Source organism: Caniella muris, from assembly GCF_943193035.1.
Lineage (GTDB): Bacteria > Actinomycetota > Coriobacteriia > Coriobacteriales > Atopobiaceae > Granulimonas > Granulimonas faecalis.
The window spans coordinates 74,609-97,675 of the sequence record NZ_CALPCK010000003.1 but is presented as its reverse complement, the minus strand read 5'-3'; the positions used below and the strand labels follow the sequence as shown (position 1 = coordinate 97,675).

Below are 23,067 nucleotides of genomic sequence, written 5' to 3'. Positions count from 1 at the left end.
TGTCAGAGAGGTGCGACGGCGTCCTCCACGAAGGCCTTGCCGAGGCCGTCCTTGAAGGCCCTGAGGCCGCCGGCGAGGACGAGGCGCTCTTCGACGGCCCTCTTCCTCTGGGCGGTGTAGGTGGCAGGGACGCTCATGGGCCCATAGGGCCCGTACAGCTCGTCGACCAGGGGGCAGGCGTCGTAGGAGAGCGCCCATGGGCCCCTGTGGCGCCCCAGGGCCTCCGCGAGGGCCCTGTGGTCGCCCTCGGAGAGGCTCCGGCGGTAGAGGCCGGGGCCGGCGGCCACGTAGGGCGGGTCGAGGTAGCAGACCGCGTCGGGGCCGAGGGTCGGTGCGACCTCGGCCATGAAGGCCGTCGCGTCGCACCACCGCACCTCGATGCGGTCGGCGAGGGCGGCGATGGAGCGCACCTTCGCCTCGAGGTCCTGCCGATTGAAACGGTCGGACAGGGCCCAGGGACCGGTCTGGCCCATGCCCCCCATGGGCCTCGCGCCCAGGATTCCCGCCCTGTTCGTCCGGGACAGGAACAGGCAGGCGCAGGCGAGCCCGAAGGAGGGCTCCGCGGCCCCGGCCCAGAGGTCGTGGCACCTTCGCCACGTGTCCAGGTCCAGGTCCACCCGGCCGATGAAGGCGCAGAGGTCCTCGGGGCGCTCCCTCACGGCCTGCCAGAAGGCGGCCACGGCCGGGTCGGCGTCGGCGAGCACCACCCGGGACACGCAGCCCTCGAGCAGGAGGGCCATGGCGAGGCCCGCCCCGCCGCAGAAGGGCTCCGCCCAGGTGCCGCCCGTGAGGCCGTTGGCGGCGAGGAGGCGGGCCATGAGGGGGAACAGCCGGCTCTTGCCGCCGGGGTAGCGCAGGGGTGTCTTGGTGACAGGCATCGGTCCTCCTCTCCCCTGCGGCCCCCGCCGCCCGCGCCTCCGGCGCGGGGGCGACCCCGCACGAAAAAAGGCCCTCCCGGGGCTGCGCCGGGAGGGCCTTGGTCGCGCGGTACCGGAGGGGTTTTGCGGTCTATGGCCCCTTGAGCCTTCGCTCCGCCGTGAGAAACACCCTGCCACCGTCCCTGGGGCCGATGGCCACCACCTCGACCACCTCTACGACTCCGTTTCTGATTCTGTACACGAGCCTCAGGTTGTCCGATCGGAATTTGAGCTCCCGACATGGGGCCAGGCCGCCCCGCAGGGGTTTTCCCACTTCGTCGGCACGGTGGCGAAGCCTGTCGAGCCCGGCGTTGACGATGAGGCGCTGGGAGTTGTCGAGCTTGCCGTAGTCCTTGGCAGCCCCTGGAAGGAACTCGATCGCGAAACGCCCGCTCATTCGAAAAGGTCCTCGTCGGTCAAGGCGCCACCGGCCATGGTCAGGGTTTGCTCCCAGTCTCGGCCAAGAACGTCCTCGATGGGGACGGCCCGGTCGCGCCCTGCGTCGACATCCTCGAGGCGCTGGGCACACTCGTCGTAGAAGCGTTCCATCCGCAGCTCCTCTATCTGGGCCATGAGGTCCTGGAGCATGGAGAAGTCCAGGACGGCGACCTCGATCTCCCCCGTCCTGCCCTGGATGAACTGGGGACGATTCTTGGCCTGCTCCCGGACGCGCCTGAAGTTTCTCGTGGCATCCGTCGCGGTGACGATCTGGTCCTTGGAGAAGAGAAGCTCCCCGTTCCTCACAGGGATCCGGTCCTCAAGGGATGTCGAGGTGGCAACAGGTGCGCCGTTCTCGATCGTGGCCATGGCTCTCACTCCGTTCGTCCTCCTTTGCAGACCTCGTTTTGTATTCTACTGCGAATTGCCATGCGTATTCAACGGAATCGGGCTGACCGAGGATGTGGGCGAATAGCATTCGCCCAAGGCCCGCTCCATGGCGTCGATGTTCCGGATGCGAGGCCGCCATGGTCCCGGCGCCCAGGCCCTGGAGGGGGCGGGCTTCCGGTGGCTCATGGCGCCCGCGGACGCCCCCGGGGTCCTCGAGGGGGCCCGCGGCCGCGGCTGGGGCCTGATCCTGTCGGACGGGGCCGCAGGGGCCGCAAGGACGGTCCACCCGGCCCCCCCGGAGGGGCCCCTCGGCAGAGGCCCGGGCCCGGCTCATGGAGGGGGCCCTCGTGAGGGTGCTCCAGAGGGCCTGACGGGGGGGGTCCGCGGTCGTTCCCTAGGACCTAGGAGAGGAAGCGGGGGGTCTCGCCGAAGGTCTCGGCCCATCGCTCACAGATCTCGTCGTGGTTCGCCACGATGAAGTCCTGGATGTCCCGGAGGTCCTTCGGGGAGATCCTCGAGCCGTTCGAGGCGACCGTGCAACCGCCGCCGGCGGTCAGCCAGATCTTCGTGGCGCCTTCCACAGGCCTTTTCACTGCGACGTGGACGTGGATCGGCTCGCCGCCCTCGTTGCTCCAGAAGAAGATGACGAAGGAGCCGAAGACGAACACCCTAGGCACGGGCGGGGGTCTTCTCGCGGGCGAGCCTCATGATCAGGAGGGCGTTGTTGCGCACGAAACGCCGGAGCCTCTCGAGGCCGTCGCCGCAGAACCCGTCGACAAGGGTCCATTCCAAGGACGGCAGCTCGCACTCGGCGGAGTCGAAGCCCCAATCCCTGGGGCGCTCGACCAGGACGCGGACGGTCCCGTCGGGGCGCTCCTCGGAGTGGGTGACGACGGTGTCGTCCTCCAACCTGCAGTATTCGAACAGCACGGTCCCTCCGATCCTTCTTGGCGAACGCTTTCATTGTGACACGGCGGAGCACCCCGGCACCCCCGCGGGCTCATGGAGGGGGCCCTCGTGAGGGTGCTCCAGAGGGCCTAGGCCGCGGCATCCCGACAGGTATTCCGACAGGTATTCGAAAAATCCGCCCGAATAATCGAAAAAAGTGCCCGGAAATTCGGAAAAGCTGCCCGGTCATTCGAAAAGGTGCCCGGACATCCGAAAAGGTTCCCGGGCACGGCCACGAACGTCCGCCGTGGGACGGGCACGGTCGCGTACGAACGAAAATGTGCGGGGCCGCGCTCTCACGCGACCCCGCACAGACCCCTCGACCTATTCTTCTGGAGAAAGAGCCCCTTGGGTTCTTGTCAGCAGAGGGGAACCTTTTCGACTCGATCATCGTCGCAGCTCGGACGGACCGCAACGACCCGACGGGTCTTCTTCGCGAACGGCGGGGATCGAGGGCTAAGAGACGCCGCTCAGGGCCCTCGCCGCTCATGATGACGCCGCCAGGGTCCTGTGGGGGCCCTGGCGGCATTCTGTAGGTTTGTGCGCCGCCAATCAACGAAGGGGGCCGTTCTCGGCCTCCCAGAGGGTCTTGCCGCGGAAGGCAATGGAGACGAGGCCGCAGGAGGGGTCGTCGAGGGCGTTATCCAGGGCCTCGCGCTCCTTCTCGGTGGTGGGCCCGCCGTAGGAGTAGGAACAGCCGAGCCAATCGACGGCGTCTGGACCGGCGTTGACGACCGCGTCCAACATCGAACGCGTCCCCATTCGCACCGTAGCCTCCCCGCTCTCGCCTTGAAACATCGCCACACAGCTCTTGCCGGCCCGGTCTAGGCCGTAGAAGAGCGAACGGAGGTCTTGGAGGCGCCCCTCCCGTGTCTCGGAGAGCTGCCTTCGGGCGGCCTCCCACTCGGCCGTCTCGAGGGCCATGCGGGATACGGCCTTGTCGAAGTCATCGCGAAGACGCAGGTCGTCGAGGACGGTCCCCACGGCCCTCTCGGAGTCGCCCACGCACAGGGGGGCGAACCAGAGAATGTCGCGTCGTCCCCATCCGTGTTGCTCGACGGCCCTGCTCACGTAGCTGCGTATGGTCTCCCCGAGCCGGTCGTCTGCCTTGTTCCAGATTCGTTCCTTGACCATGGCGCTGAAAGCCCACCTGACAGTCCTACCGTCGGGCTCGACGCAGTCTTTGAGCGCCTCGGTTTTCGCGGCGATCTCGGGACAAAGACCGTCTGCCACCGCGACCTTCATTGCCTCGATGGCAGAGGACGTGGTCGGCACTCCCTTAAGGACGCTGTACAGGGGGAAGGGGGTCTGGATGGACGTGATGGACAGGGTCGCCAGGTGAACGAGGGCGACCGGAACGGGCTTCCAGTCGGAGTCGTCGAACATCTCGACCAGGTCGACACCCTTGACGAAGGTGGCGGCCTTCAGGAGGACGATATGGTCCCCTTCGGTCAGGGCGTCGGAACCAACCGTGGCCCTTGTCGGAACCCCGCGTTCCATGGAGGAGACCACCTCCAGGAGGCCGTCGAGGTCCCTGATGGTCGGGGCGGCGTCCCGGGGGCTTCCGCCGAGGGTGCGGGTGGGATAGGGGCTCATGGCCCCTCCTTTCACTACGGCGCCGCCGAGACCCCGTGGGTCCCGGCGGCGCACTGTGGGGTCGTGTGGAATCCGGGGCCCCGGACACGTCCGTCACGTTGTCGAAGGCCCCGTCGGACAGCTAGTCGCAAGGGGGGTTCCGGAAGGCACCCATGAGGGCGGCCACCGAGTCCTGGCTGTCGAGGCAGGTGTCGAGCAGGTAGCCCGGCTCCGACTCCCACCGGGCGAGGCCCCGGTAGTAGAAGGCCTTCTTGGAGTCCTCGATGAGGAACGGCATGTGGCCGTGGCGCAGGCACTCCTTGAAGGCCGCGAGCCTGCCCACGCGCCCGTTGCCGTCCTGGAAGGGATGGATGCGCTCGAGGTCGTGGTGGAACCCCACGACGTCCGCGAACGAGACCTCGTCTCTGGCCTTGTATGCGGACAGAAGCCGGCCCATCTCCCGGGGGACGTCCTCGGGGGCGCAGGTCTCGCGGCCTCCAGCGACGTTCGGGCGCCGTTTGCAGTCGGTCATCGACACCCCCCCCATGCTTTATCTGGCACCCGGATTCGGGCACGAACGCTTTACTTCTGGTGCACTTTCATAGCTCAGAGGTAAAGCCCTAGGCCGCCCCGTCGAGGACCCTCGCCGCCATGCGACGCACCTCGGGCACCGCGTGCGATCCGTAGGGGTGGGCGTCGAGCCAGGCGTCCACGACGCTTGCCAGGGCCTCCTCCCGGGAGAGCCCGGGGAGGTTCCGGCGCAGCCCCTGGCCGACGTCGAAGACGAGGCAGCCGCCCTCGTCCAGGGAGAAGCTGCAGAAGGTGCCGGCGATGTCGCCGGCGACCGGTGCCGTGCGGGTCGTGTCGCCCATGGTCTTACCTCCGGTGTCGGTGTGTCTGTCGGTGCCCATCATGCCGTCCCTCTCCCCGACCCTGCCAGGCGCTTCTCGGCCCGGCCGGTGGGCGGGTGGTCGCAGGCCTCTTCCAGGGCCATGTCGAAGGCCGCGCCCAGCGAGGTTTCCCAGTCGGTGTCCCAGAGGATCGCCAGGGCGCTCTCGACGATGTCCGCGGGATCCACCAAACCCTGCTCCACAAGCTTCGCCACCTCGGCCGACCGCTCGTCGTAGGGGGGCTCGAAGACGACGGTGCCGTTGTCTTTGCCCCAGAGGCGGTACTCGAGCTCCCCCTCGAGCCGGTTCCGACAGAGCGCCTCGCAGACCTCCTCCGCCTCGCTCTCCGTGAGGGCGACGGTCCTGCCGTCGGCAAGCCTGACCTCGATGTCGTTCATGCCGCCTCCTTCCCGGCGCCCGCGAGGGCGCAAAGGGCCGCCGCCAGGCGCTTCTCGGCCCGACCGGTGAGCGGGTGGTCGCAGGCCTCTTCCAGGAGCAGGGCCGCGGCCAGGGGCGAGAGCGTGCCGGCCGCCACCCGGGCGACGCACCCGTCCACATCGCGGCCGTCCAGGTATGGGAACCCCTCGATGTGCGCCATGGGCGCCTCCTTTCGCTTCAAGGCACCGGGTCAGAACCCGGTGCCGCACCATGCCCCGGCCTCGGTCTCGGCCAGGGGCCGGGCCGTCAGGACCCCCGTGTCCTTGTCGAGGACGGCCAGGTGGAAGGCGCCGCGGCCGTCCACGGCCAAAGACTCTGCCTGCCCGGAGGCGTCCTTGCGCGAGCCCGCCACGAGCACCTCGCCGGGGCCGCAGGTGAGCTTGGCCGCCTCCACGGCCCCCGAGACCCAGCTCTTCCAGCCGCTGAAGGCGGCCATGACGCGGTCGACCTCGTCGTCGGAGATCGATGTCGAGGCGCCGGTCTCCGGGTCGAAGCCGATGCAGGCCATGGGACCGAAGACCACGTCCAGGAGCTCCCCCTCGGCGATGGGGCGGGAGGGGTCGGCGGGGCTCCTGAAACCGGCCACCACGTGCTCCTTGGTGGCGTAGACGGCCCGGTTGGGACGGAGGCCGTCGATCTTGCCCTCCTCGTTCACGTAGACGGCGGGCTCGTCGCCCAGGATGTGGCCGCAGGCCTCGATGGGGCCGCCGACGATCCCCTGCAGGGCGCCCAGGGTGTCGGCGCCGTCGATCTCGGTCACGTAGGGGTCCGCCCCCACGGGGACGACGACGTAGCGCAGAGGGCGGGTGTCGCAGGTGTTCATGGGGTCTCCTCTCGGTTTTCTCGGGTGGGGTTCTCTAGACGAAGGCCGTGGCGGTCACCGGGGCCGGGATCGCCCGGAGCTCCTCCAAGACCTGGGCCTTGGCGAGGCCCTCGCCATGGCCCAGGGGGGTCCCGTCGGCCACCCGGGAGACGCGCCAGGCGCCCCGGGTCTCCAAAGACGGGGTGACGAGGGTCTCCAGGAGGGTCCCGGAGGGCCGCTGGGCCCTCACCAGGAGCCCTAGGGCGCCCCCCGCGAGGGCACCCTCGAAGGCCCTGTCGAGGGCGGCGAGGTAGGTGCCCCAGGCCTCGTCGGCGGCCTCGTCGAAGAAGCATTCGGAGATGTCGGCGGCGGGGGGCTCCGGGAGCCCCAGGGGGACCTCCTCCATGGGGGTGGCGGCGGCGCGCTCGGCGGTGTCCATGGGCCCTCCTTCGGGGATTTACGCGGAAGGGCCCCGCCGCACGTCCGACGGGGCCCTTCCGGGGCGGTCTATGGGGTTGTCCTCTAAGGGGTGCTCGGGGGGGTTCTACTTGGAGCCGTGGATGCGCTCGTACCTGTCACGGACGATGTCCATGGTGGTGTCCTCGTCGTCGTCGATCGACAGTCCCCGGACCGTGTCGAGGGCGACGCAGATGCCCTCGCACAGGCCGTAGGCCCTCTCCGCCTCCAGGCGGTAGCTGTAGTATTCCAAAAGGTTGCTGTGGTAGCTGTGGAAGTCCGAAAGGAGTTCGCGGTCCTCCTCGTCTGCGACGGCCGCGGCCTTCCCCATGGGCTCGCGGTGCTCCTTGTAGACCTCATAGGCCCTTTCGATGCGGTTGTAGTCTTCGTCGTTGGGGACGGCCATGGCCTTCTCCATAAGCTCGCGGTACCGCCCGTAGGCCTCGAAGGCCCTGTCGGACAGACAATCGAAGGCAACCCGGCTGGTTCGGTAGACGTCGAGACGCCTACAAGGGGAGAACATCCGCAAGACCCCGAGCCCCTCCGCGATCTCGTCTATGGCGAAGCCCGGGTCGGACCAGTCGACGCCGAGCTCGTCCGCCAGGTCGTCCATGGCGACGCCCCTCTCATCGGCGGCCTTCTGGCACTCCTCGGCGACACGCTCGTACTCTTGCCACCACTCGGCATCGTCCTCGGTGGCGAGGGTGGGCACCTTCTCGGGACCCTCGAAGGTCAGGCCGTGGTACCGGCACATGGCCTCGTAGGTGCTGTCCTTGTACTCGTGGGAGGCCTTGGCCTCGGTCTCGGTGCAGATGACGGTGGTGCCCATCGTGGTGTCCTGTCTGTCGTGGTCGGTTGTCCGTGTCCGGATGGCCGTTGATGCGCGCAAGGCGCCCCGGGGCCCTCCTCGAGGCCCTCGATGAGGTCGTGGACGACGGCCTCGTGGCCGGCCCGGTACCGGGGCATGACGCCGGCGGCGGGGGTGAAGGGGTTGCGCGGCGGGTGCCGTGCTCCCCTTCTCTCCATCTCGGTCCCCTCCCCTCGGAACCATCCCCTCTAGCAGGTATTATTCTACTCTATTCCGTTTTATTCTGATTTATTCTCCCCGGCTGGGGCCGCCGAGGGTCCCGCGACGCCTCCCTACCCCGTCGCCGGCCCCTCATCGAGGGACTCCCTGATATAGTCCTCCAGACACGGCCGCACTTCCTCCTGGAAGAGCCGGCAGAGGTCCATGGGCCCTATGAAGCCCACGAGGTAGGTGATGCAGACGTCGGTGGCGGGACGGTCCCCGACGACCTCCGAGACGGCCGCCGCGGCGGCGTCGGCGGGGTCGTCCCCGAGGGAGACGCGCTCCCGGGCCCTTCCGACCATCTTTCCCACCATGGCCTCGACCTCGTCCTCCATGGCCCTGATGCCCGCGGAGATCTCCATGGGCGCTCCCTTCCTGGCTCCAGTCGTCGTCCACCTCAGCTCAGTGTAGAAGGCCGTCCCAAGGGTCCCTCAGGCGCCGGCCTTCTCCCCGCAGTCGATCCAGAAGCCCTCCCCGCCGGGGTCCATCGAGACCCTTGACCCGGCATCTTTCGCCAGGTCCTCGAGGCGGGCCGCGGCGGCGGGGTCGGCGGGGCGGTCGACGTAGCGGCCGTAGAGCCCGTAGGTGTCGTACCAGGCGGCCCCGCAGGAGGTGCAACAGAGGTCCTGGACGGCGACGTCGACCTCGATCTCCACCTGCTCGCCGACGATGTCGGCCGAGCCGCACACAGGGCAAACCTCGGTGTTCATAAGGCGGTCGGTGCCCGGGGCGTTCTTCGACATTCGGGTCTCCTTCCCTTGTCTGTCCCTTGCCATGGCCGAGGGACGACGGCCCCCCGGCATCAGTCCTCCACCTCGGTGTAGAAGGCCACGTCGGGGACGAAGCGGGGGTCTGCGTAGGCGGCCTCCACCTCGGCCACCGTCATGGCGGCCACCTCGTCGAAGTCGTACTGGCCGTTGTCCGTGATCATCCAGGCGCGCTCCCACCAGGGCTCCGGGGCCAGGGCCCAGACGCGGTACCACTCCTCCTCGGTGACGTAGTAGCCGGCGTCGTTCACGCGGAAGACCGGCTCGCCGGGCTCCAGCGTGTCCGTGTCCACATAGCGCGCCTCCTTTTCGAAGTGGTCCACGATGGCTGTCAGGAGGTCCCTGCCGATGGGTTTCGCAGGGCCCCCGGGGGCGGTGGGTGCGTCGATGGTGCGGTCCATGGATCCTCCTGGGTTCTCGTCGTGTTCCCGGACGGCCGGGGCGCCCTGCAGGATGTGGCTGCGGGGCGCCCCGGGGTGGGTCTCGGTGTGTCTCGGTGAGGCCTGTTAGGCCTCCTCGCCGGTGTCGTGCCACTGGAGGCCGCGGGCGCGGTAGAGGGGCAGGAAGTGCTTGATCAGGAAGCTGTAGCCGGCACCGTCGACCCCGAGGGCGAAGAGTCCGTGGTCGTCGGAGTTGTAGATGAGCGTGAAGCCGCAGTCGGCGACCTCCTCCTTGTGCTCCTCGATCCACTCGGCCTCCGGGGCACACGGGATGAACCACGTGCCCCAGAGGGGCTCGTGGGTGACACCGTAGGTGCCCACCTCGTCCTCGCCGTCGGCGTCCTCGACGTTCATGAGACCCTCGAAGGCCCACGCCTCGTACCACCCTTCGGTGAACTTCTCACCCACGAGGGCCGCGGGAAAGCGGTCGAACCCGTCGACGAAGCGCTGCACGGCTTCCATCTCGTTCATGGTGGTACCTCCCTGTGGCTTGTCTTTGTGTGCGGTCGCAGGTCCCGTCCCATGGGCGAGGGCCCCTCCCCGGATGTCCGGGAAGGGGCCCTCTGGAACCGTCGTTTTCGGTGCGCCCGGTGAGGCCCGTCAGGCCTCCTCGCCGGTATGGGCGGCCGCGGGGGTCCCCCCCCCGCCGGCGCCCTAGAACCTCCCGAGCTCCGCCATCTCCCGGCGGACGTGCTCGGAGCGCTTCGGGGCCATGGAGCGGCGGCAGGCCTCGAAGGCCTGCTCCAGGGCCTCCTCTCGGGAGGTCTCCCAATCGCGGTCGAGCCATGCCGCCATGGCCTCCCCCACGATGTCGTCGGGGCTTCCACAGCCCTCCCCGATCAGGAAGCGGACCTCGGAGGTGAGGGGGTCGTCGAAGACGTAGGAGCCCCCGAAGCGCCCGGTGAGGCGCCAGTGCACCTCCTCGGCGAAGCGGGCTTCGTCCACGAGCTCGCAGACGGCCTCGGCGTCGGTCGCGGAAAGCACCACGGGCTCGGCCCCGCGGCGGCGGATCTCGAATGTCTCGGCCATGGTCTCCTCCTCGGGTCCCTATCGGCTCATCCTATAGAACGTATCCCAAGTCTCCGCCCGGTCGAAGATCTCGAGCGGCACCCCGTGGGCCAGATCGGTCTCGGTTTTGAGGAGGTCCCCCCAGCGGCTGTCGCCGGAGCTGGCGACGGCGCCTCCCGGCATCCACGGGGCGCATCCCTCGGAAGGCTCCGCCACGGGCTCCAGGTGGGGAGTGTGGGTGCCGAAGGGACCCCTCTTTTGGACGAGACGCACGAGGTTCTCCGGCGGGTCGTCCGGGTCGACCTCGACGTGGCCCTCGGGGCAGACCACGAGCACCTTGTCGTAACGCTCGCTGATGCCGCCGAGGGAGCACCCCTCGAACAGGGGGTTGCGATAGATCGTCAGGGGCAGTGCTCTCATGGCTCCTCCTTGTCAGCAGTGGCAGTCGACGACGTCGACCGTGTAGTCGTCCTTGGGGAGGCTCCGGACGTAGTCCCAGAAAGGGACCCCGCCCTCGACCCAGGAGCCGTCGGCGTCCACGTACGCGTAGGGTTCGGCGCACTCGCGGAACCTGATGTGGGTCCGGCGGAAATCGTCGAAGCTCTTCGGGCGCCTGCGCTCGCAGGACTCCCCGTGGCGCTCGATCTTGGCCAGGAGACTCTCGTAGTCGAGGCGGATGGCGTGCTCCTCGGCCTCCGTGGGCTCGTAGGTCTCGGGGTCCGGGAGGTCTGCCAGGGGCATGGGGGCGAGGTCGTAACCCCAGAGACCCTCCCAGCGGCCGCCCTCCTCCCACCAGTCCCAGTGGGCGTCGGGGTTGTACCAGTAGCCTTTCGCCTGGGCCTCGTCGTCGAAGTCCTCGTCCTCGTCCTCCTGGAACTCCGGGACGGCCCCTCCCAGGGCGGCGAGGTCGGGGTCTTCGCAGAAGGGGGCGAGGATGCTTGCCAGGGAAAGCGGTCCCTCCTTCGGGCGGATCACGGCTACGCAGCAGTGCATGGGCATCCCCTCTCCATAGGGCGAGGGCCCCTCCCCGGATGTCCGGGAAGGGGCCCTCTGACGGGTGTCTATTGGTGCGCCCGGACGGATTCGAACCGCCGACGCCGGCCTTAGGAGGGCCGCGCTCTGTCCTGCTGAGCTACGGGCGCAGGATCGGGAGGAGCGCCTCGGCGCCCCCTTCCACGGGACCTACCCCCGGCGCCTCCGGGCGCCGGCCCCGGGAAGACAGATGAGGGCCCCGCGAGAGACGCCCGCGGGGACCCTTCCGGCCGTCCCTGTGGGGGTGCGGGGGTGGGACGGCCACGCACCCCTGAGGGGTGCGACGGGATGATCAGGTCGTTGGCGGCCTGACGGGTCAAATTTCAACACACGCATCCCTGCAGGGTACGACGGGAACGATTTGTCTCGATGCGTTGATCCTTCCTAATTTCGACACACGCACCCCTGCGGGGTGCGACGTTGTAGATGGCGTCCGTAGATTGCGGGATGGTCGTTTCAACACACGCACCCCTGCGGGGTGCGACGATTGCACACGAGGTTGGGCCCCTCCTTGAGCACATTTCAACACACGCACCCTTGCGGGGTGCGACTCCCAAAGGTCATGCCCGAGCCCCCTGCCCCACGATACCCCGTGGCCCGACCGTAAGGGAAACCATGGATAATCATATCAAGGACGCCCCTTGCGGGACATCAGGAAGACCCCGGCCAGGCACCCCGGGCGGGCGTTCCCGGGGGAAGGTTCTGCAGGAAGGCCTCCGGGGGGCACGGGAAAGGGACCGCTTTGGTATCTTTGGCGGTTGATTGTCAGACAACCGTCAGGAGATGCCATGGGAAACCGCACGAAGGTCGTTTTGACGGCCCTTTCCGCATCCGCCCTCATGGTCTTGGCCGGGTGCTCGGGTGCCGGCAACGCGGCCGACCTCGAGGCCAGGGTGGCCGCCCTCGAGGAGCGGGTGGACGCCATGGAGGGGACGGCGCAGGACCAAGGGGGGTCGAAGGCCGACGACGCCGAGACGGGGGGCGGCGACCTGGTGGGCGCCGACGCCGTGGAGGTCGGGGACGCCGCGTTCGAGAACGACTCCTTCGGGGACGGCAAGGTCGTCCTCGTGCCCATGACCTTCACGAACACCACCGCCAAGGAGACGTCGATCACGGGGGTCGCCTCCGTCAGGGCCTACCAGGGCGGGGTCGAGCTGGACAGGGGCTATGCCGAGTCGTGGACCTCCGGCATACCGCAGACGAACTCGGACATGTGGACCTCTATAAAGCCGGGGGCGTCCATCGAGGTCTCCGACTGCTTTGAACTGAGGGACACATCCCCCGTCACCGTCGAGGTGAGCACTCCCGAAGGCGCCACGGTCGCCCAGAGGACCTTCGAGGTGGGTTGACCCGGGTCAGGACATCCGAGTTATTCTCCGATGACGACCAGGCCCTCGATCCCCATCTCGCCCACTACCTTCTCCTTGACATAAGGAAACATATCAAGCGTTGCAATGGTTTCCGACACAGGGGCCAGCACAAGGTCCTCGAACTCAGTGGCGGTCAGCACCGTTTCGATCCTATCGATGAAGTCCTTGAAGCGGTAAGAGTCACGCCGGCCTGTCCGTGCGCAGAACAGACGATCCCCATGGGCGCATATGTTGCGGTAGTCCCTAAGAACCTTGTAGGTGAACGACATCCTCTTCGATTCGATTCTTCTGCCCACGACCCTTCCGACGAGCTTGCACGCCTCGTTGCGCGTGGGAACGTCGCACAGATCATAGAAATGGGCCATGTTCCCGAACGATAGGCAACCCGAAAGGACCCAGAGGGGGACGTCGTCGTAGTGCTCGAGATAATGACCGACATATGCCTTATGGTGACAGTTGCCGAGACTTGCAGACTTGAGCATCGTGAGCAGGTCGCTGAGGTTGGCGTCGTAGCGCCTCGGGGCGCGATACTGGTCTTTCGAACAGTAAGAGGAGAATGAGAGGTAGTCTAACGTCCCCCTATGCCTGTCGCAGAACGCATGGACGGTGGCGGTCTTCATTCTGCTCTCGGCGACCTCAAGGGCGAAAAGGCACCTCGACCTCAACTCCCGATCGAACATGAACACAGCCACAAGCTGATCGAAATCGGAGCCTTCTCGGAACACCTCGTTACCGGGTTTGCTTCTATCCTTGTCGAGGAACAGGAACTTATATCCGTTGACCACCCGGTAGTAGTTGTGGGTGATAAGGAAGTTCTCGGCGGCCCTTCGGTCGGAAACGGTCATCCCCCTGCTGGTGAGTCTGGAGACTTGTTCCTCAATCGAACAGAACGGGTGGGGTGTTTCCATCGGCATCTCCGAAAAAGCTAGGAGGGGAACTGGCAAAAGCGCCAGCCCCCCTCCAGTCCCCGCCTCACGTAGAGTCCACGGGGTCTAATCAGTGACATGAACTATAGCATCCCGTGTGTTTCGCTGCAAGACGAAACACACACGCAAGACCTAGATTCCCAGAAATCCCGCAGCAGCCCTGACCTCCAGGGCACCGCGGGTGTCGTCTCGGACGGGGTCCGGGCCCACCGGGACGCAGACCCGGGGGAACGCCTCGGCACCCCCTACCCCCTCCACGGGACCTGTCCCCGGCGCCTCCGGGCGCCGGTCCCGGGAGGACGGGGAAGGGCCCCCACGAGAGACGCTCGTGGGGCCCTTCCGGCCGCCCCTGTGGGTGTGTGGGGCGGGACGGCCACGCACCCCTGCGGGGTGCGACTCGGTCTCCTCTCGATGGCGGTGGTCTGCATGTCGTTTCAACACACGCACCCCTGCGGGGTGCGACGTTTGATCTCGACCGACAGATCGATGGTGACCATTTTTCAACACACGCACCCCTGCGGGGTGCGACCCCCCATCCAAGCGCTTGGCAGTAACGACACTCACGTTTCAACACACGCACCCCTGCGGGGTGCGACTCGTACTCGCGCTCGGAGGCGTCCTTCTCGTGGTCGTTTCAACACACGCACCCCTGCGGGGTGCGACTCCCAAGGGTCGTGCCCGAGCCCCCCTGCCCCACGACATCCTGTGACCCGACCCCAAGGATAACCATATCGAATCATACCAAAGACGCATCTTGCGGGACAATCCCGCGCGAACCTCCGGGGAAGGTACGTGATAGGGATACTCAAACCGAGGAACACCCTCCTCGGCACAAGAAAGGGGCCGCGTCCCGGTGGGCGCGAACCCCTTCCCAGGCCCCGGCCCTATCAGGTGCCGGGCGCCGGATCACTGATACTGGGCGTGGAGGACGAAGGCTTTGACCGAGGGATCGAGGTCACCCCTTGCGGCGGAGACCTCGGGGTCGTCGATGTGGGCGGGGACCCTCTCGGTGGCCTAGGGCACGAGGTCGGCCTCCCGCGGCCCGTGGCGGTTGCCCGAGATCCACACGGGCCCGTCCCTGAACCCCTTCAGCCCCTCCTCGTCCACCAGACCCTACCGGCCGCCGCTGTCGGAATCCTCCGGAAGCTCCCAGACGACCCTTCCAGTCTTGCCGTCGACCACCTTGGCGACCCAGACCTTCTCGTCCTTGCCCGATGCCTGGATGTGGCCCACGACCCACCCCAGGGCGTCCTCGGGCACCGCGGGAAGCCAACCGAACTCGAGGGTGTCCTCCGCGAGGTGCTGGATGAGGACGGCAAGACCCTCCAGGTCCATGGCGAACTCCGCCTCGTCGCCGGCACAGCGCAGGGTGACGGCGTTGCCCTCGCAGGCGATGTTCCTCACGGCCCCGTGGACCTCGGCCAAAGACTCCAGATGGCGCTCCCTTCCGGCCTCGACGGAGGCCGCGAGGTCCCAGGCGGCCTTGAGGCGGGAGGCCCAGGCGTCTACCTGGGGGACCTCGATGGGGCCGTCGTCGAAGACCTCCACCGGGTGGTTCCCGGAGAGCCAGGCCTCGGCGGCCCTCTCGGTCCTGCCTCGGGGTCCGACAACAGCTCCATCGCTGTCGCCAGGTCCACGACGGTCCGGCCCTGAAGCAGGGTCTCGGAGACCGCCCAGGTCTCCTCGGCGACGATGTCTTTCACGGGGTCGAACCCGAGGGGGGTCCTTGCGGTGCTGGCGAAAATGGCCCGGGTGCGGGCCACGTCGCCCTCGAAGGGTCCCGCGGGGGACTCCACGACAAGGCCGTGAACGATGGCCGCGGCCTCCTCGGAAACACCCTTCTCGAGGGTCCGAAAGACCGCGCTCGAGAGCCTGACGTCGGGGTCTTGCGCCGCGATGTCCACGGTGGACCCGTCGGGACCCTCGAGGACGAGCCTGTAGTCGTTGCCCATGATCTTCTCCAAGCTCTTCTTAGGTGTCATCCCGCCAGTGCCCCGCCGTCACGCCGCCAGGGCCCCGCCGGAGGCCGCCTCCTTGCACTCGCAGTCGCACCAACGGACGATCTCTTTGACGGAGCGCTTTTGACGGCTTCCATGGAGGTCACCTCGCGGTCCGGGCGTCCGGGGCCTTCCGCCCGGATCTCGCGAGGGCCTCCGTCCGCGCGTCACCGCGCGGAGAAAGGTAGAAACCCCCTCAGGAAGCTTTCAACGGAAGGGCTTTTCCTATATAATTGTTATATAGGAATTAGGGGGTGCACCGTGGAGAACAAGCCCGGGGGCAGGCGCGGGCCGAAGGGCGTGCCCAGGAAGGCCTGCCTCATCAACATGCTGGAGACGGACTACCGCGACCTCACCCGGTGGGCCGAGGAGGGCTCCTCGACGAAGGCCGAGGTGTTCCGCGAGATGATGGCCCGGGAGAGGGAGCGCAGGGAGGGTCGCGACCATGGCTAGAGCCGACAGGACCGACAGGAGGGGGGCCGCCAAGGGGTTCGTCTCGCGCTGGCGGGACCGGGGCGACGAGGAAAGGATCGTGACCCACCTGTTCGGGCTCTACGCGAAGGCCGTGGAAGGTGGAAACCGATGAGCACGCCGATAGACACGCTCCGCTACGTCTGGGAGGCGTTCTTCCCGGCCCACCAGACGCCGGGCCAGCGGGCCTACAACACGGCCATGCTGGTACTCTTCGCCCTCACCGCCGCCGCCCTCGTCTGGATGGCGATTCGGACCGGGCGCCGCCAGCGCGAGGTCCGGCGCACCCTCATGGAGGCGGCCCCGGTGTCTGCGGAGGAGTTCCTCGAGAACTGGAGGATCGGGAGGCGGGGGTCCGGCCTCGGCTACGGGGCCACCGACGAGGCCGGGTGCTACGTGATCCTGACGAACCCCGTCTACGACGGGTCCGGCGATGTGTCCTACGAGGCCGTCTACGTGGGCCAGTCCATCCATGTGGCCCAGAGGGTGATGGCGCACCTCACCGGCCACGGCAACGGGGACGTGTATGCCGACGTCCGGGCGGGCAAGCCCGTGGAGGTCCGCATGGTCCGCTGCGCCCCGGCCGACCTCAACGCCACCGAGCGCTCCCTCATCGCCGCCTTCGACGCGACGAGATCCTACAACCGCACCCGCGGCGGCTCCAAGGCCCGCTGACCCCCGAGACCCCCCGGAAGGTCGGGAGGGAGCGGGCCGAGGCGGCCTCTCCCCCTTAGACCAGCTCCCTCATGGTCAGCCCCTCGGGAAGTTCCCCCGGCTCGGGCAGCACGACCTCGTAGTCCGAGAACGAGCTCGCCACCTCCACGTCGGGGAGCTTGCGGGCCGACACCTTGGCCACGGTCTGGGCCTGGGGCAGCGCTCCCAGGCGGCCGCCGTGTTCGAAGACCACGAGGCGCCGCACCGCCAGGGTCTGCCTGCTGGCCGAGGAGGTGAGCTCGGGCCAGTAGGTCAAGGCCTCCAGGAGCAGGGCGAGGTCGTCCTCGGAGAAGCCCGTCTTCTCCGCCGCGTAGCTGCTGATATGAAAGTCGAAGCGGTAGAGGCCGTAGGGCACCACCCACTTGCTGCCCATGGTCTGGTCGCCCTGATTCTCGCGCTCCTTCTCCGTGGCCACCGCGCAGCGGGTCACGGTCACCTGCATTGGCACCACCGGGTCCACGCTCACGGCGTTCGTTATCTGGACGGGGCCGCGGACGCTGAGGTTGCCGAGACTCGCCTTCGAGTAGGCGGTCATCACCGCACCGAAGGTGCGGACGTCGAAATAGGTCCTGCACATACAGTCAGTCAGGGCCTTACCGGCACCCTTCTTCTTCTCGCCGAGGCTGTCGACGAACCTCCTCACGGCATCGAAGTCCTCGTCGTCGCCCTCGAAGCCGTAGAGTTTGCGCAGGGGGTCGATGTCCCGGCTGTTCAGGGTGCGGCCCCCGGAGATGTAGATGTCGAGACCCGGCTCGCCCTCCCGGGTCGTGGCGACGTAGTCGCGGAGCTTGCGCTTGATGGCCACGTCGGTGACGAAGCCCTGGTTCGTGGTGGGGACGGTGCGGGGCATGTCGTCGTTGTCGGGGTCGCCGTTGGGGTTGCCCATGGAGATGTCGAAGTAGCAGACCCCGTCCACGCGGTGATCGAGGTACTTGGTCTCGGTGACCTTGGCCATTGGCTGGTCCTTCCTACGATGGTTTCATATGGTTCCCACGGGTTCTTCCTCAGGCGGTCTCGGGGTCCTCGTCAGGGGATTCCTCGGTGTCCCTCTTCGTCCAGCGGATCTGCTCCTCGAGGTAGAAGCCGAGGCAGAACTGCTCGCGCTCCACTGCCGTGAACTGGGTCGGGGCCACGCCGGTGGCGACCACGAGGTCCCCGAGGCGGCGCTCGAGGGACACGGCGTAGGCGGGCTTTTCCTTGCGGAGCTTGGACAGGCGCACCTTGGTCTGGGTGATGATGTTGGGAAACACGGAGGCCGGCACCGTGGAGGCCGCGGTGAAGAAGCTGCCACTCAGAGGCCTGGCATTTGGAGACACGGCCTTCTGCACCTCCTCACACACCGACAGCAGGCGCCCGAGACCCATGGCCTGGGGCTGTTCGGCGGGGTTTCCATCGATCGTCATAGATTCCTCCTCGATTCCGTGGTTGCGGATCAGGTCCGCCTTGATGATGCGGGCGCAGGGGGCCTCCACCACGGACCACCGGTCCTCGAGCTTGCCCTTCTTTTTGGGACCGCACAGCGCGAGGGCCCTCTGGGCGAGCTCCGGCGGGTAGGGCCTGCCGGTGAGCACCGCCGACACCAGGCGGGTCATGAGCCTCGCCCGCCAGGGGGCCGGGTCCTTAGGGAAACGGCGCAGCCCGTCCAGCTCCCCGTAGAACGAAAGGCACCGAGCCTGGCGTCTGACGCCCTTCTCGGTCCGCTCGATGGAGAGGGCCCTCTGATGGTCGGCGATGCGGCCCAGGATCTCCGTGGCCGACCCGGTGACGGCCATCTCGCAGATGAGACGCGAGACGTTTGACGAGATCACCGCCACGTGGACCCTGGGGTCGTCCACGTCGGGGCCCGCCCAGGACCCCCGGGCGGCCCTGGTGAGGGCCTCTGTGAGCCTCATGTCGAGGTCCTGGCAGCGCTCTTCCCTGTCGGAGTTCCCGCCCATGTCGAAGGTGAGGTCCTCGAGGCTGCAGGCCGTCGACAGCGCCTCCGCGAGCTCCCTGTCGGCCCCGTCGGCCCACCAGATGAGCTTTCTTGCGGCCCCTTTCTTGGACCCGGGGATATCGCAATGATGACTTGGGTCTTTCGCCAGGCGCTCCAAGGCCTCGGCTGCATCCCGGGCGACGTCCTCGGCCACGGCCATGGTGATGTGCTTGTTCTCCTTCGACGTCCAGTGCAGCATCGATTTCTTGTCGCCGTTCACAAGGCAGGCGTTCTGCGTCCCGAACTTCCTCTTCGGGTGGGTCCTCGCGACCGGTCCCACGGCCCCCGTGACGGCGCACACGGCGACCTCCCCCCGGTCCTTCCCGAGGGCCCCGTTGGCTGCCTCGACCACACCCCGGTCGTCCGCGGGGTCCGTGAGCTTTCCGTTGGAGTCCTGCACGAGGAACCCCACGAACCCACCCGAAAGCTTCTTGAGATTGTCCCGGATGTGGTGGTTCTCGAGGGTATCTTCGGGGTCCGCCTCGCAGAAGCGCAGCAGGGGGGCGGCCGCGGGGACGCCGGCGAACGCCTCGCGGTGAAGCCTACAAAACGCCTCGTGGCAGTCCCGGGACCACCCGTTGACCCCGTCGTCGGAAATCCCCAGGGAGTAGGCCGCGTTGTCCGCGAGAAGGCTCGCAGAGATCTTCTTGCCGGTCCTCTCGGCTTTCTGGGGGAGCCGTTCCTCCCACGGCCCTTCATGGACCCCGACGGGGGTCCCCGATTCGTCCAGAACCACCTTGGTTTTTATCGTGCGTGAACTCCAGAAGCGCTTCCCGGCCTCGGTGTCGGACGCCTCGCGAAACTCGGGCTCGGCGCCGGACGCCTCGCGAAACTCCCGCTGGTTGGCCGCGAGGGCGGCCAGTACGGACTCATGGGAGGCCGGCACGGACCCATGGGGGCTCATAGGGCCGCCACCTCGCTGTGCTCGACGTCGATCACCCCGTGGTCGAGGATGCAGTGGAAGAACCTCGGGCGGGGCCTCCCGGGGTCCGTGCGGTCCCAGCTGTGGAAGACCCATCCAAGGTCCATGGGGGGGCAGTGGGTGTAGGCCCCCTCGAAGTCCTCCGGCCTCGCCAGGGAGAACTCGCAGGGGCAGTCCTCGGTACCGAGGTAGGGGTTCATGTGGGCGCCCTTGCGGACGCTCTTGCAGTAGAGGGCCAGGGACCTGTCCGGGTCCGCCCGCACGCCCCCGAGGGGGTTGTCGACCATGTCGGCCTCGACGATGTAGGCCACGTCCACGAGCATGGGCGCCGCCCGTTGCTGACGTTTTTTAGGGCCGGCGGTGTCGTAGCAGGGCATCTCCTTCCGCTCCATGCCCCTGGCCACGTCCTTGAAGAACTTGGCCAGGTCCCTACTCGGGGCCGGGGAGGCCACCTCGTTGCGGCGGCAACCCATGATGTCGATGGGGTTCAGGACGTGGATTTTCCTGATCCGGAACGTGAGGCCCGGGTTCCAGTAGATGGACTCCAAGGTTCCCACCAACGCCGAGGGCGTGGGTACCGGGTAGGTCTCGCGCTCCGAAGGCATCTCGGGGCGGTTGTAGGCCGCGAACGGGCCCGTGAGCAACAGGGGCCTCAATGACCGGCGCCAACGAGGCCCCGGCGCGCCCCTGTTGCCCGACGTCCGGCCCGGGGCCGGTCTCACTGCTGTCATCGGATCTCCTCTGCTCTTCGACACCTCGGGAGGGGCGTCGCTGCGGCGCTGAAGGCTTGGATCCGGATGCCCTTCGTGGAACGTGACCGTCGCGGCCGCGGCCAGACGCCCCGTCCTTCGTGTTTCAATCCACATGCCCCTTGCGAGACGTGACCCGCACCATGGCGGCCCGGAGGTCGGTCACCGACTCATTTCAATCCACACGCCCCTTGCGGGACGTGACCCCTGCCGCAGCAGCCGGGGAGGTCCCCGAACCCATTTCAATCCACACGCCCCTTGCGGGACGTGACCCTCCGCCCTGCCCGGGTCGACCGTGACGCGCAGATTTCAATCCACACGCCCCTTGCGGGACGTGACGTCGGCGAACTCACGGGACTGCTTCACCATCATATTTCAATCCACACGCCCCTTGCGGGACGTGACAGCCACAACTTGTGGCCACAATCAGTATATTACTATATGCGGTAGCTGGACGATGTCCCGTTATATATCCAGTTGATTTAACACCATGTGACCGGGGATGTCGCCGCGCGAACCCCCCGGCATCTGCGCCGTCGCTCAGGGTTCGCGCCCGCACCCCCACACGTCGAGACCCCAGACCGGGTCGTACCTCTCGGGATCCCGGAGCACCCCGAGCCCTTCCGACACCTCCTCTACGACTCCCCGGGCCACCATGCGTTTGCCCTCCTTGCGCTCCAAGGTCACCGAGACCTTCCGGAGCGCCCTCATGTCGCGCCTGTCGGCGGTCCCCGCAGAGATCCTCGCGAGCTCCCCGGAGACCTCCCCGGGGTACACCACGACGGTCCAAGGGTCGTCGTGGATCATGGCGAACCTCTCGGAGACGCTGCGGTAGGGCACCGACTCGACGCCGAGCCAGCTCGAGAGGGCCCGCCAAGCCCCGTCGACGTCGTCCTTGTCGCAGAGTATCGAGAGGTTCTTGAAATAGGTGTCGAGGCACCCCTCCGGGGTCCGCCCGAGGGCCAGGATCATGCGCGCGGCCTCGGCCCTCAGGCACGCGTCGGCCGGGCCCTTGACCCCTCCCTCGGGCATGAAGACGGTCACCACGGAGTCCCCGGGGTCCCTGGACCCGTTGCGGTTGCAGCGCCCCGCCGCCTGGACCAGGGAGTCGATCCCCGCCATGGCCCTCAGGACCTTCGGGAAGTCCAGGTCGCAGCCCGCCTCCACGAGCGACGTGGCCACCACCCGGCAGGGCTCCCCTGCGGCAAGGCTCCGGGCCATGGCCCCCATGGCCCGGGCCCGGTCCCGGGGGCACGTGAGGGTGGTGAGGGGCACCGCGCCCTCCCCCGCTGCCCGGGCGACGTCCAGGGCCCGCCTCCTGGTGTCCACGACGCAGAGCACCTGGGGCTCCCCCGCGACCCTCCCGGCCACCTCGGCGTCCGAGAGCTCTCCCGGGACGATCTCCCAGGAGACCCGGGAGAGGCCCCGGTAGTCCCTGTCGGCGCTCACGGCGATCTCCTCGCACCCCCCTTCGGGGAGGGCCTCGGCCACGGCCCCGACCACGGTCGACTGGGTGGCGCTCGCGAAGACCAGGGTGGAGCCGTAGCGGGCCACGAGCTCCGCCAGGCCATGGCCCAGGGGCCGCTCCTGGGCCAGGGGGAGCCCCTGGGTCTCATCGACGACGATGACGGCCTTAGCGAGGGCATGGAGGCGGCGGAGCCCTCCCGGCGAGGCGTCGAAGAGGGTCTGGCCAAGACGCACCTGGGAGGTGACCACCACGGGGGCGTCCCAGTTCTCGGAGGCGAGCTTCAGGCGCTTCTTGGGGTCCGTTCCGCTGTGGTGCACGAGGACGTTCCCCTCTCCGAGGGCCTCGGCCAGGACGCCTCCCACCTGGTCGGCCACCGCCACCGTGGGGGCGGCGACCACCACGCGCCCCATGCCGTGGGCCACGGCGTGGGCCAGGGCGAACCGGGTGTAGGCCAGGGTCTTGGCACCCCCGCAGGGCACCGTGAGGGTGTAGACGCCGGGCGCCCGGCAGGAGGCGCGGAGGGCGTCGTCGAGGGTCCGGCAGCGCGCCTCGTTGAGCCTGAGGGCCATGCCCTGGCCCCTTGGGGGCCAGAAGGCCCCGAGGTACCCCTCGAGGCGCTCCTTGAGCACCGGGAGGGGCTCGAAGGCTTCCCGGGGGAACCCCCTGTGGAACCTCTCGGTGCAGAGGCGGTCGGCGTCGATGAGGCAGGAAGCCATCATGCGGCCCCACATCTGCAGGGCGAACCTCATCTCGGCCCCGCCCTCGGCCCCGCCGCGCCACTCCGTCTCGGCGATGGCCGGGGCTTCGAGGCGGTTGAGGGTACGGCTGGCCTCGAGGTCGCGGAACCCGGACCAGTCGTGGTCCGGGTCCCCGCCCCGGTCCCAGGCCTCGGCCTCCTTCAGCTGGCCGACCAGGGTGCCGTGCCCCGGCTGGGCGTTCCTGCCGCCCCCGTCGGGAAGGCCGGCGTGGTGTCCCACGGCCCCGTAGGAAAGAAGGGTCGCCCAGGGGCCCTTGTCATCGGGGACGATCCTTTGGAGCTCCAAGGCCCCTTGGGCGGCGTGTTTGATTCTCGGTCCCCCTTGAAGGCGCCTCTGAAAGCCCTCGGAGCACTTGCCGGCGTCGTGGGCCGCGCCCAGGACCAGGCCCGCGGACCTAGACCCGAAGGAATCCGCGAACTCGCCGCAGAGCTCCGAGGTCTGCCGCAGATGGTCCTCGAGGGGCTCGACGCACCCGTCAGGGGACGTGTGGGCGATCGGGCGGCGTTTCACAGGCCTCTCCTTCCGGGTGTCGCTCCGGCGCCCCCGT

The 23,067-nt window shown here is 68.0% G+C and carries 31 protein-coding genes and 1 tRNA gene; 4 read left to right on the top strand and 28 right to left on the bottom strand.

What is annotated here, in order from left to right; genetic code table 11:
- Positions 1 to 2: 2 nt before the first annotated feature.
- The 21 genes from NFR49_RS09755 to NFR49_RS09655 all read right to left on the bottom strand — a co-directional run bounded on the left by NFR49_RS09755 (position 3) and on the right by NFR49_RS09655 (position 11,280).
- A complete protein-coding gene (locus NFR49_RS09755; RefSeq protein WP_251159414.1) occupies positions 3 to 878 on the bottom strand; it encodes a DNA adenine methylase in 876 nt (291 codons plus the stop codon).
- A 130-nt stretch (positions 879 to 1,008) separates the two neighbouring features.
- Positions 1,009 to 1,314 (bottom strand): type II toxin-antitoxin system RelE family toxin, encoded by a 306-nt coding sequence (locus NFR49_RS09750; RefSeq protein WP_251159413.1) that lies wholly within the window; start codon positions 1,312 to 1,314, stop codon positions 1,009 to 1,011.
- Positions 1,311 to 1,724: a hypothetical protein gene (locus NFR49_RS09745; RefSeq protein WP_251159412.1), complete on the bottom strand. Its 414-nt coding sequence runs from the start codon at positions 1,722 to 1,724 to the stop codon at positions 1,311 to 1,313. The genes NFR49_RS09750 and NFR49_RS09745 overlap by 4 nt, the downstream gene beginning before the upstream one ends.
- Before the next feature lie 422 nt (positions 1,725 to 2,146).
- Positions 2,147 to 2,422 carry a DUF4160 domain-containing protein gene (locus tag NFR49_RS09740; protein WP_251159411.1) on the bottom strand — a complete coding sequence of 92 codons (276 nt, stop codon included), beginning with the start codon at positions 2,420 to 2,422 and terminating at the stop codon, positions 2,147 to 2,149.
- The gene (locus tag NFR49_RS09735) at positions 2,415 to 2,675 is read right to left on the bottom strand and encodes a hypothetical protein (protein WP_251159410.1); all 261 of its coding nucleotides are present in this window, start codon (positions 2,673 to 2,675) and stop codon (positions 2,415 to 2,417) included. Before NFR49_RS09735 ends, NFR49_RS09740 begins: the two co-directional genes overlap by 8 nt.
- A 570-nt stretch (positions 2,676 to 3,245) precedes the next feature.
- Positions 3,246 to 4,289 carry a hypothetical protein gene (locus tag NFR49_RS09730; RefSeq protein ID WP_251159409.1) on the bottom strand — a complete coding sequence of 348 codons (1,044 nt, stop codon included), beginning with the start codon at positions 4,287 to 4,289 and terminating at the stop codon, positions 3,246 to 3,248.
- A 121-nt stretch (positions 4,290 to 4,410) separates the two neighbouring features.
- On the bottom strand, positions 4,411 to 4,800 hold the full coding sequence (locus NFR49_RS09725; protein ID WP_251159408.1) for a Fic family protein: 390 nt from the start codon (positions 4,798 to 4,800) through the stop codon (positions 4,411 to 4,413).
- 88 nt (positions 4,801 to 4,888) lie between these two features.
- Positions 4,889 to 5,179 carry a hypothetical protein gene (locus NFR49_RS09720; protein ID WP_251159407.1) on the bottom strand — a complete coding sequence of 97 codons (291 nt, stop codon included), beginning with the start codon at positions 5,177 to 5,179 and terminating at the stop codon, positions 4,889 to 4,891.
- Positions 5,179 to 5,556 carry a hypothetical protein gene (locus tag NFR49_RS09715; protein WP_251159406.1) on the bottom strand — a complete coding sequence of 126 codons (378 nt, stop codon included), beginning with the start codon at positions 5,554 to 5,556 and terminating at the stop codon, positions 5,179 to 5,181. Before NFR49_RS09715 ends, NFR49_RS09720 begins: the two co-directional genes overlap by 1 nt.
- Positions 5,553 to 5,756 carry a hypothetical protein gene (locus NFR49_RS09710; protein ID WP_251159405.1) on the bottom strand — a complete coding sequence of 68 codons (204 nt, stop codon included), beginning with the start codon at positions 5,754 to 5,756 and terminating at the stop codon, positions 5,553 to 5,555. Before NFR49_RS09710 ends, NFR49_RS09715 begins: the two co-directional genes overlap by 4 nt.
- 30 nt (positions 5,757 to 5,786) lie before the next feature.
- A complete protein-coding gene (locus NFR49_RS09705) occupies positions 5,787 to 6,419 on the bottom strand; it encodes a DUF3846 domain-containing protein (RefSeq protein WP_251159404.1) in 633 nt (210 codons plus the stop codon).
- Positions 6,420 to 6,453: 34 nt separating this feature from the next.
- Positions 6,454 to 6,837, bottom strand: coding sequence for a hypothetical protein (locus NFR49_RS09700; RefSeq protein WP_251159403.1), 384 nt, complete (start codon positions 6,835 to 6,837; stop codon positions 6,454 to 6,456).
- 105 nt (positions 6,838 to 6,942) lie between these two features.
- Positions 6,943 to 7,683, bottom strand: coding sequence for a hypothetical protein (locus NFR49_RS09695; protein ID WP_251159402.1), 741 nt, complete (start codon positions 7,681 to 7,683; stop codon positions 6,943 to 6,945).
- Positions 7,684 to 7,994: 311 nt separating this feature from the next.
- Positions 7,995 to 8,285, bottom strand: a complete 291-nt coding sequence (locus NFR49_RS09690; RefSeq protein ID WP_251159401.1) for a hypothetical protein — start codon at positions 8,283 to 8,285, stop codon at positions 7,995 to 7,997.
- 69 nt (positions 8,286 to 8,354) lie between these two features.
- Positions 8,355 to 8,666, bottom strand: a complete 312-nt coding sequence (locus NFR49_RS09685; protein WP_251159400.1) for a hypothetical protein — start codon at positions 8,664 to 8,666, stop codon at positions 8,355 to 8,357.
- Between the two features lie 59 nt (positions 8,667 to 8,725).
- Positions 8,726 to 9,091, bottom strand: a complete 366-nt coding sequence (locus NFR49_RS09680) for a hypothetical protein (protein ID WP_251159399.1) — start codon at positions 9,089 to 9,091, stop codon at positions 8,726 to 8,728.
- Between the two features lie 105 nt (positions 9,092 to 9,196).
- Entirely contained in the window at positions 9,197 to 9,601 is a 405-nt protein-coding gene (locus NFR49_RS09675) for a hypothetical protein (RefSeq protein ID WP_251159398.1), read from the bottom strand.
- Positions 9,602 to 9,784: 183 nt separating this feature from the next.
- Entirely contained in the window at positions 9,785 to 10,159 is a 375-nt protein-coding gene (locus NFR49_RS09670) for a hypothetical protein (protein WP_251159397.1), read from the bottom strand.
- Between the two features lie 18 nt (positions 10,160 to 10,177).
- On the bottom strand, positions 10,178 to 10,558 hold the full coding sequence (locus NFR49_RS09665; RefSeq protein ID WP_251159396.1) for a hypothetical protein: 381 nt from the start codon (positions 10,556 to 10,558) through the stop codon (positions 10,178 to 10,180).
- Between the two features lie 12 nt (positions 10,559 to 10,570).
- The gene (locus NFR49_RS09660; RefSeq protein WP_251159395.1) at positions 10,571 to 11,131 is read right to left on the bottom strand and encodes a hypothetical protein; all 561 of its coding nucleotides are present in this window, start codon (positions 11,129 to 11,131) and stop codon (positions 10,571 to 10,573) included.
- Positions 11,132 to 11,203: 72 nt separating this feature from the next.
- Positions 11,204 to 11,280, bottom strand: a tRNA-Arg gene (locus NFR49_RS09655).
- Positions 11,281 to 11,958: 678 nt separating this feature from the next.
- Between NFR49_RS09655 and NFR49_RS09650 the strand changes: the two genes are divergently transcribed.
- Complete coding sequence (locus tag NFR49_RS09650) at positions 11,959 to 12,519, top strand: DUF5067 domain-containing protein (RefSeq protein ID WP_251159394.1); 561 nt, start codon at positions 11,959 to 11,961, stop codon at positions 12,517 to 12,519.
- Between the two features lie 20 nt (positions 12,520 to 12,539).
- Here the strand turns inward: NFR49_RS09650 and NFR49_RS09645 are convergent, their stop codons facing one another.
- The 3 genes from NFR49_RS09645 to NFR49_RS09635 form a co-directional block, all read right to left on the bottom strand.
- Positions 12,540 to 13,448, bottom strand: coding sequence for an Abi family protein (locus NFR49_RS09645; RefSeq protein WP_251159393.1), 909 nt, complete (start codon positions 13,446 to 13,448; stop codon positions 12,540 to 12,542).
- A gap of 1,131 nt (positions 13,449 to 14,579) precedes the next feature.
- Positions 14,580 to 15,014 (bottom strand): hypothetical protein, encoded by a 435-nt coding sequence (locus NFR49_RS09640; RefSeq protein WP_251159392.1) that lies wholly within the window; start codon positions 15,012 to 15,014, stop codon positions 14,580 to 14,582.
- Positions 14,972 to 15,430 (bottom strand): hypothetical protein, encoded by a 459-nt coding sequence (locus tag NFR49_RS09635; protein WP_251159391.1) that lies wholly within the window; start codon positions 15,428 to 15,430, stop codon positions 14,972 to 14,974. Before NFR49_RS09635 ends, NFR49_RS09640 begins: the two co-directional genes overlap by 43 nt.
- Positions 15,431 to 15,724: 294 nt before the next feature.
- On the opposite strand from NFR49_RS09635, the gene NFR49_RS09630 reads away from it, so the two are divergent.
- Genes NFR49_RS09630 through NFR49_RS09620 form a run of 3 tightly spaced genes read left to right on the top strand, consistent with a single transcriptional unit; the run spans position 15,725 to position 16,609 of the window.
- The gene (locus NFR49_RS09630; RefSeq protein WP_251159390.1) at positions 15,725 to 15,916 is read left to right on the top strand and encodes a hypothetical protein; all 192 of its coding nucleotides are present in this window, start codon (positions 15,725 to 15,727) and stop codon (positions 15,914 to 15,916) included.
- The gene (locus NFR49_RS09625) at positions 15,909 to 16,049 is read left to right on the top strand and encodes a hypothetical protein (protein WP_251159389.1); all 141 of its coding nucleotides are present in this window, start codon (positions 15,909 to 15,911) and stop codon (positions 16,047 to 16,049) included. The genes NFR49_RS09630 and NFR49_RS09625 overlap by 8 nt, the downstream gene beginning before the upstream one ends.
- Complete coding sequence (locus tag NFR49_RS09620) at positions 16,046 to 16,609, top strand: hypothetical protein (protein ID WP_251159388.1); 564 nt, start codon at positions 16,046 to 16,048, stop codon at positions 16,607 to 16,609. The genes NFR49_RS09625 and NFR49_RS09620 overlap by 4 nt, the downstream gene beginning before the upstream one ends.
- A gap of 55 nt (positions 16,610 to 16,664) precedes the next feature.
- On the opposite strand, the gene cas7c is transcribed toward NFR49_RS09620, so the two are convergent.
- From cas7c to NFR49_RS09600, 4 genes are all read right to left on the bottom strand, one after another.
- Entirely contained in the window at positions 16,665 to 17,603 is a 939-nt protein-coding gene (gene cas7c, locus NFR49_RS09615; protein ID WP_251159387.1) for a type I-C CRISPR-associated protein Cas7/Csd2, read from the bottom strand.
- Positions 17,604 to 17,652: 49 nt separating this feature from the next.
- A complete protein-coding gene (locus tag NFR49_RS09610; protein WP_251159386.1) occupies positions 17,653 to 19,527 on the bottom strand; it encodes a type I-C CRISPR-associated protein Cas8c/Csd1 in 1,875 nt (624 codons plus the stop codon).
- Positions 19,524 to 20,189: a type I-C CRISPR-associated protein Cas5c gene (gene cas5c, locus NFR49_RS09605; RefSeq protein ID WP_251159385.1), complete on the bottom strand. Its 666-nt coding sequence runs from the start codon at positions 20,187 to 20,189 to the stop codon at positions 19,524 to 19,526. The genes NFR49_RS09610 and cas5c overlap by 4 nt, the downstream gene beginning before the upstream one ends.
- Positions 20,190 to 20,834: 645 nt before the next feature.
- Complete coding sequence (locus NFR49_RS09600; protein ID WP_251159384.1) at positions 20,835 to 23,030, bottom strand: CRISPR-associated endonuclease Cas3''; 2,196 nt, start codon at positions 23,028 to 23,030, stop codon at positions 20,835 to 20,837.
- Positions 23,031 to 23,067 lie beyond the last annotated feature (37 nt).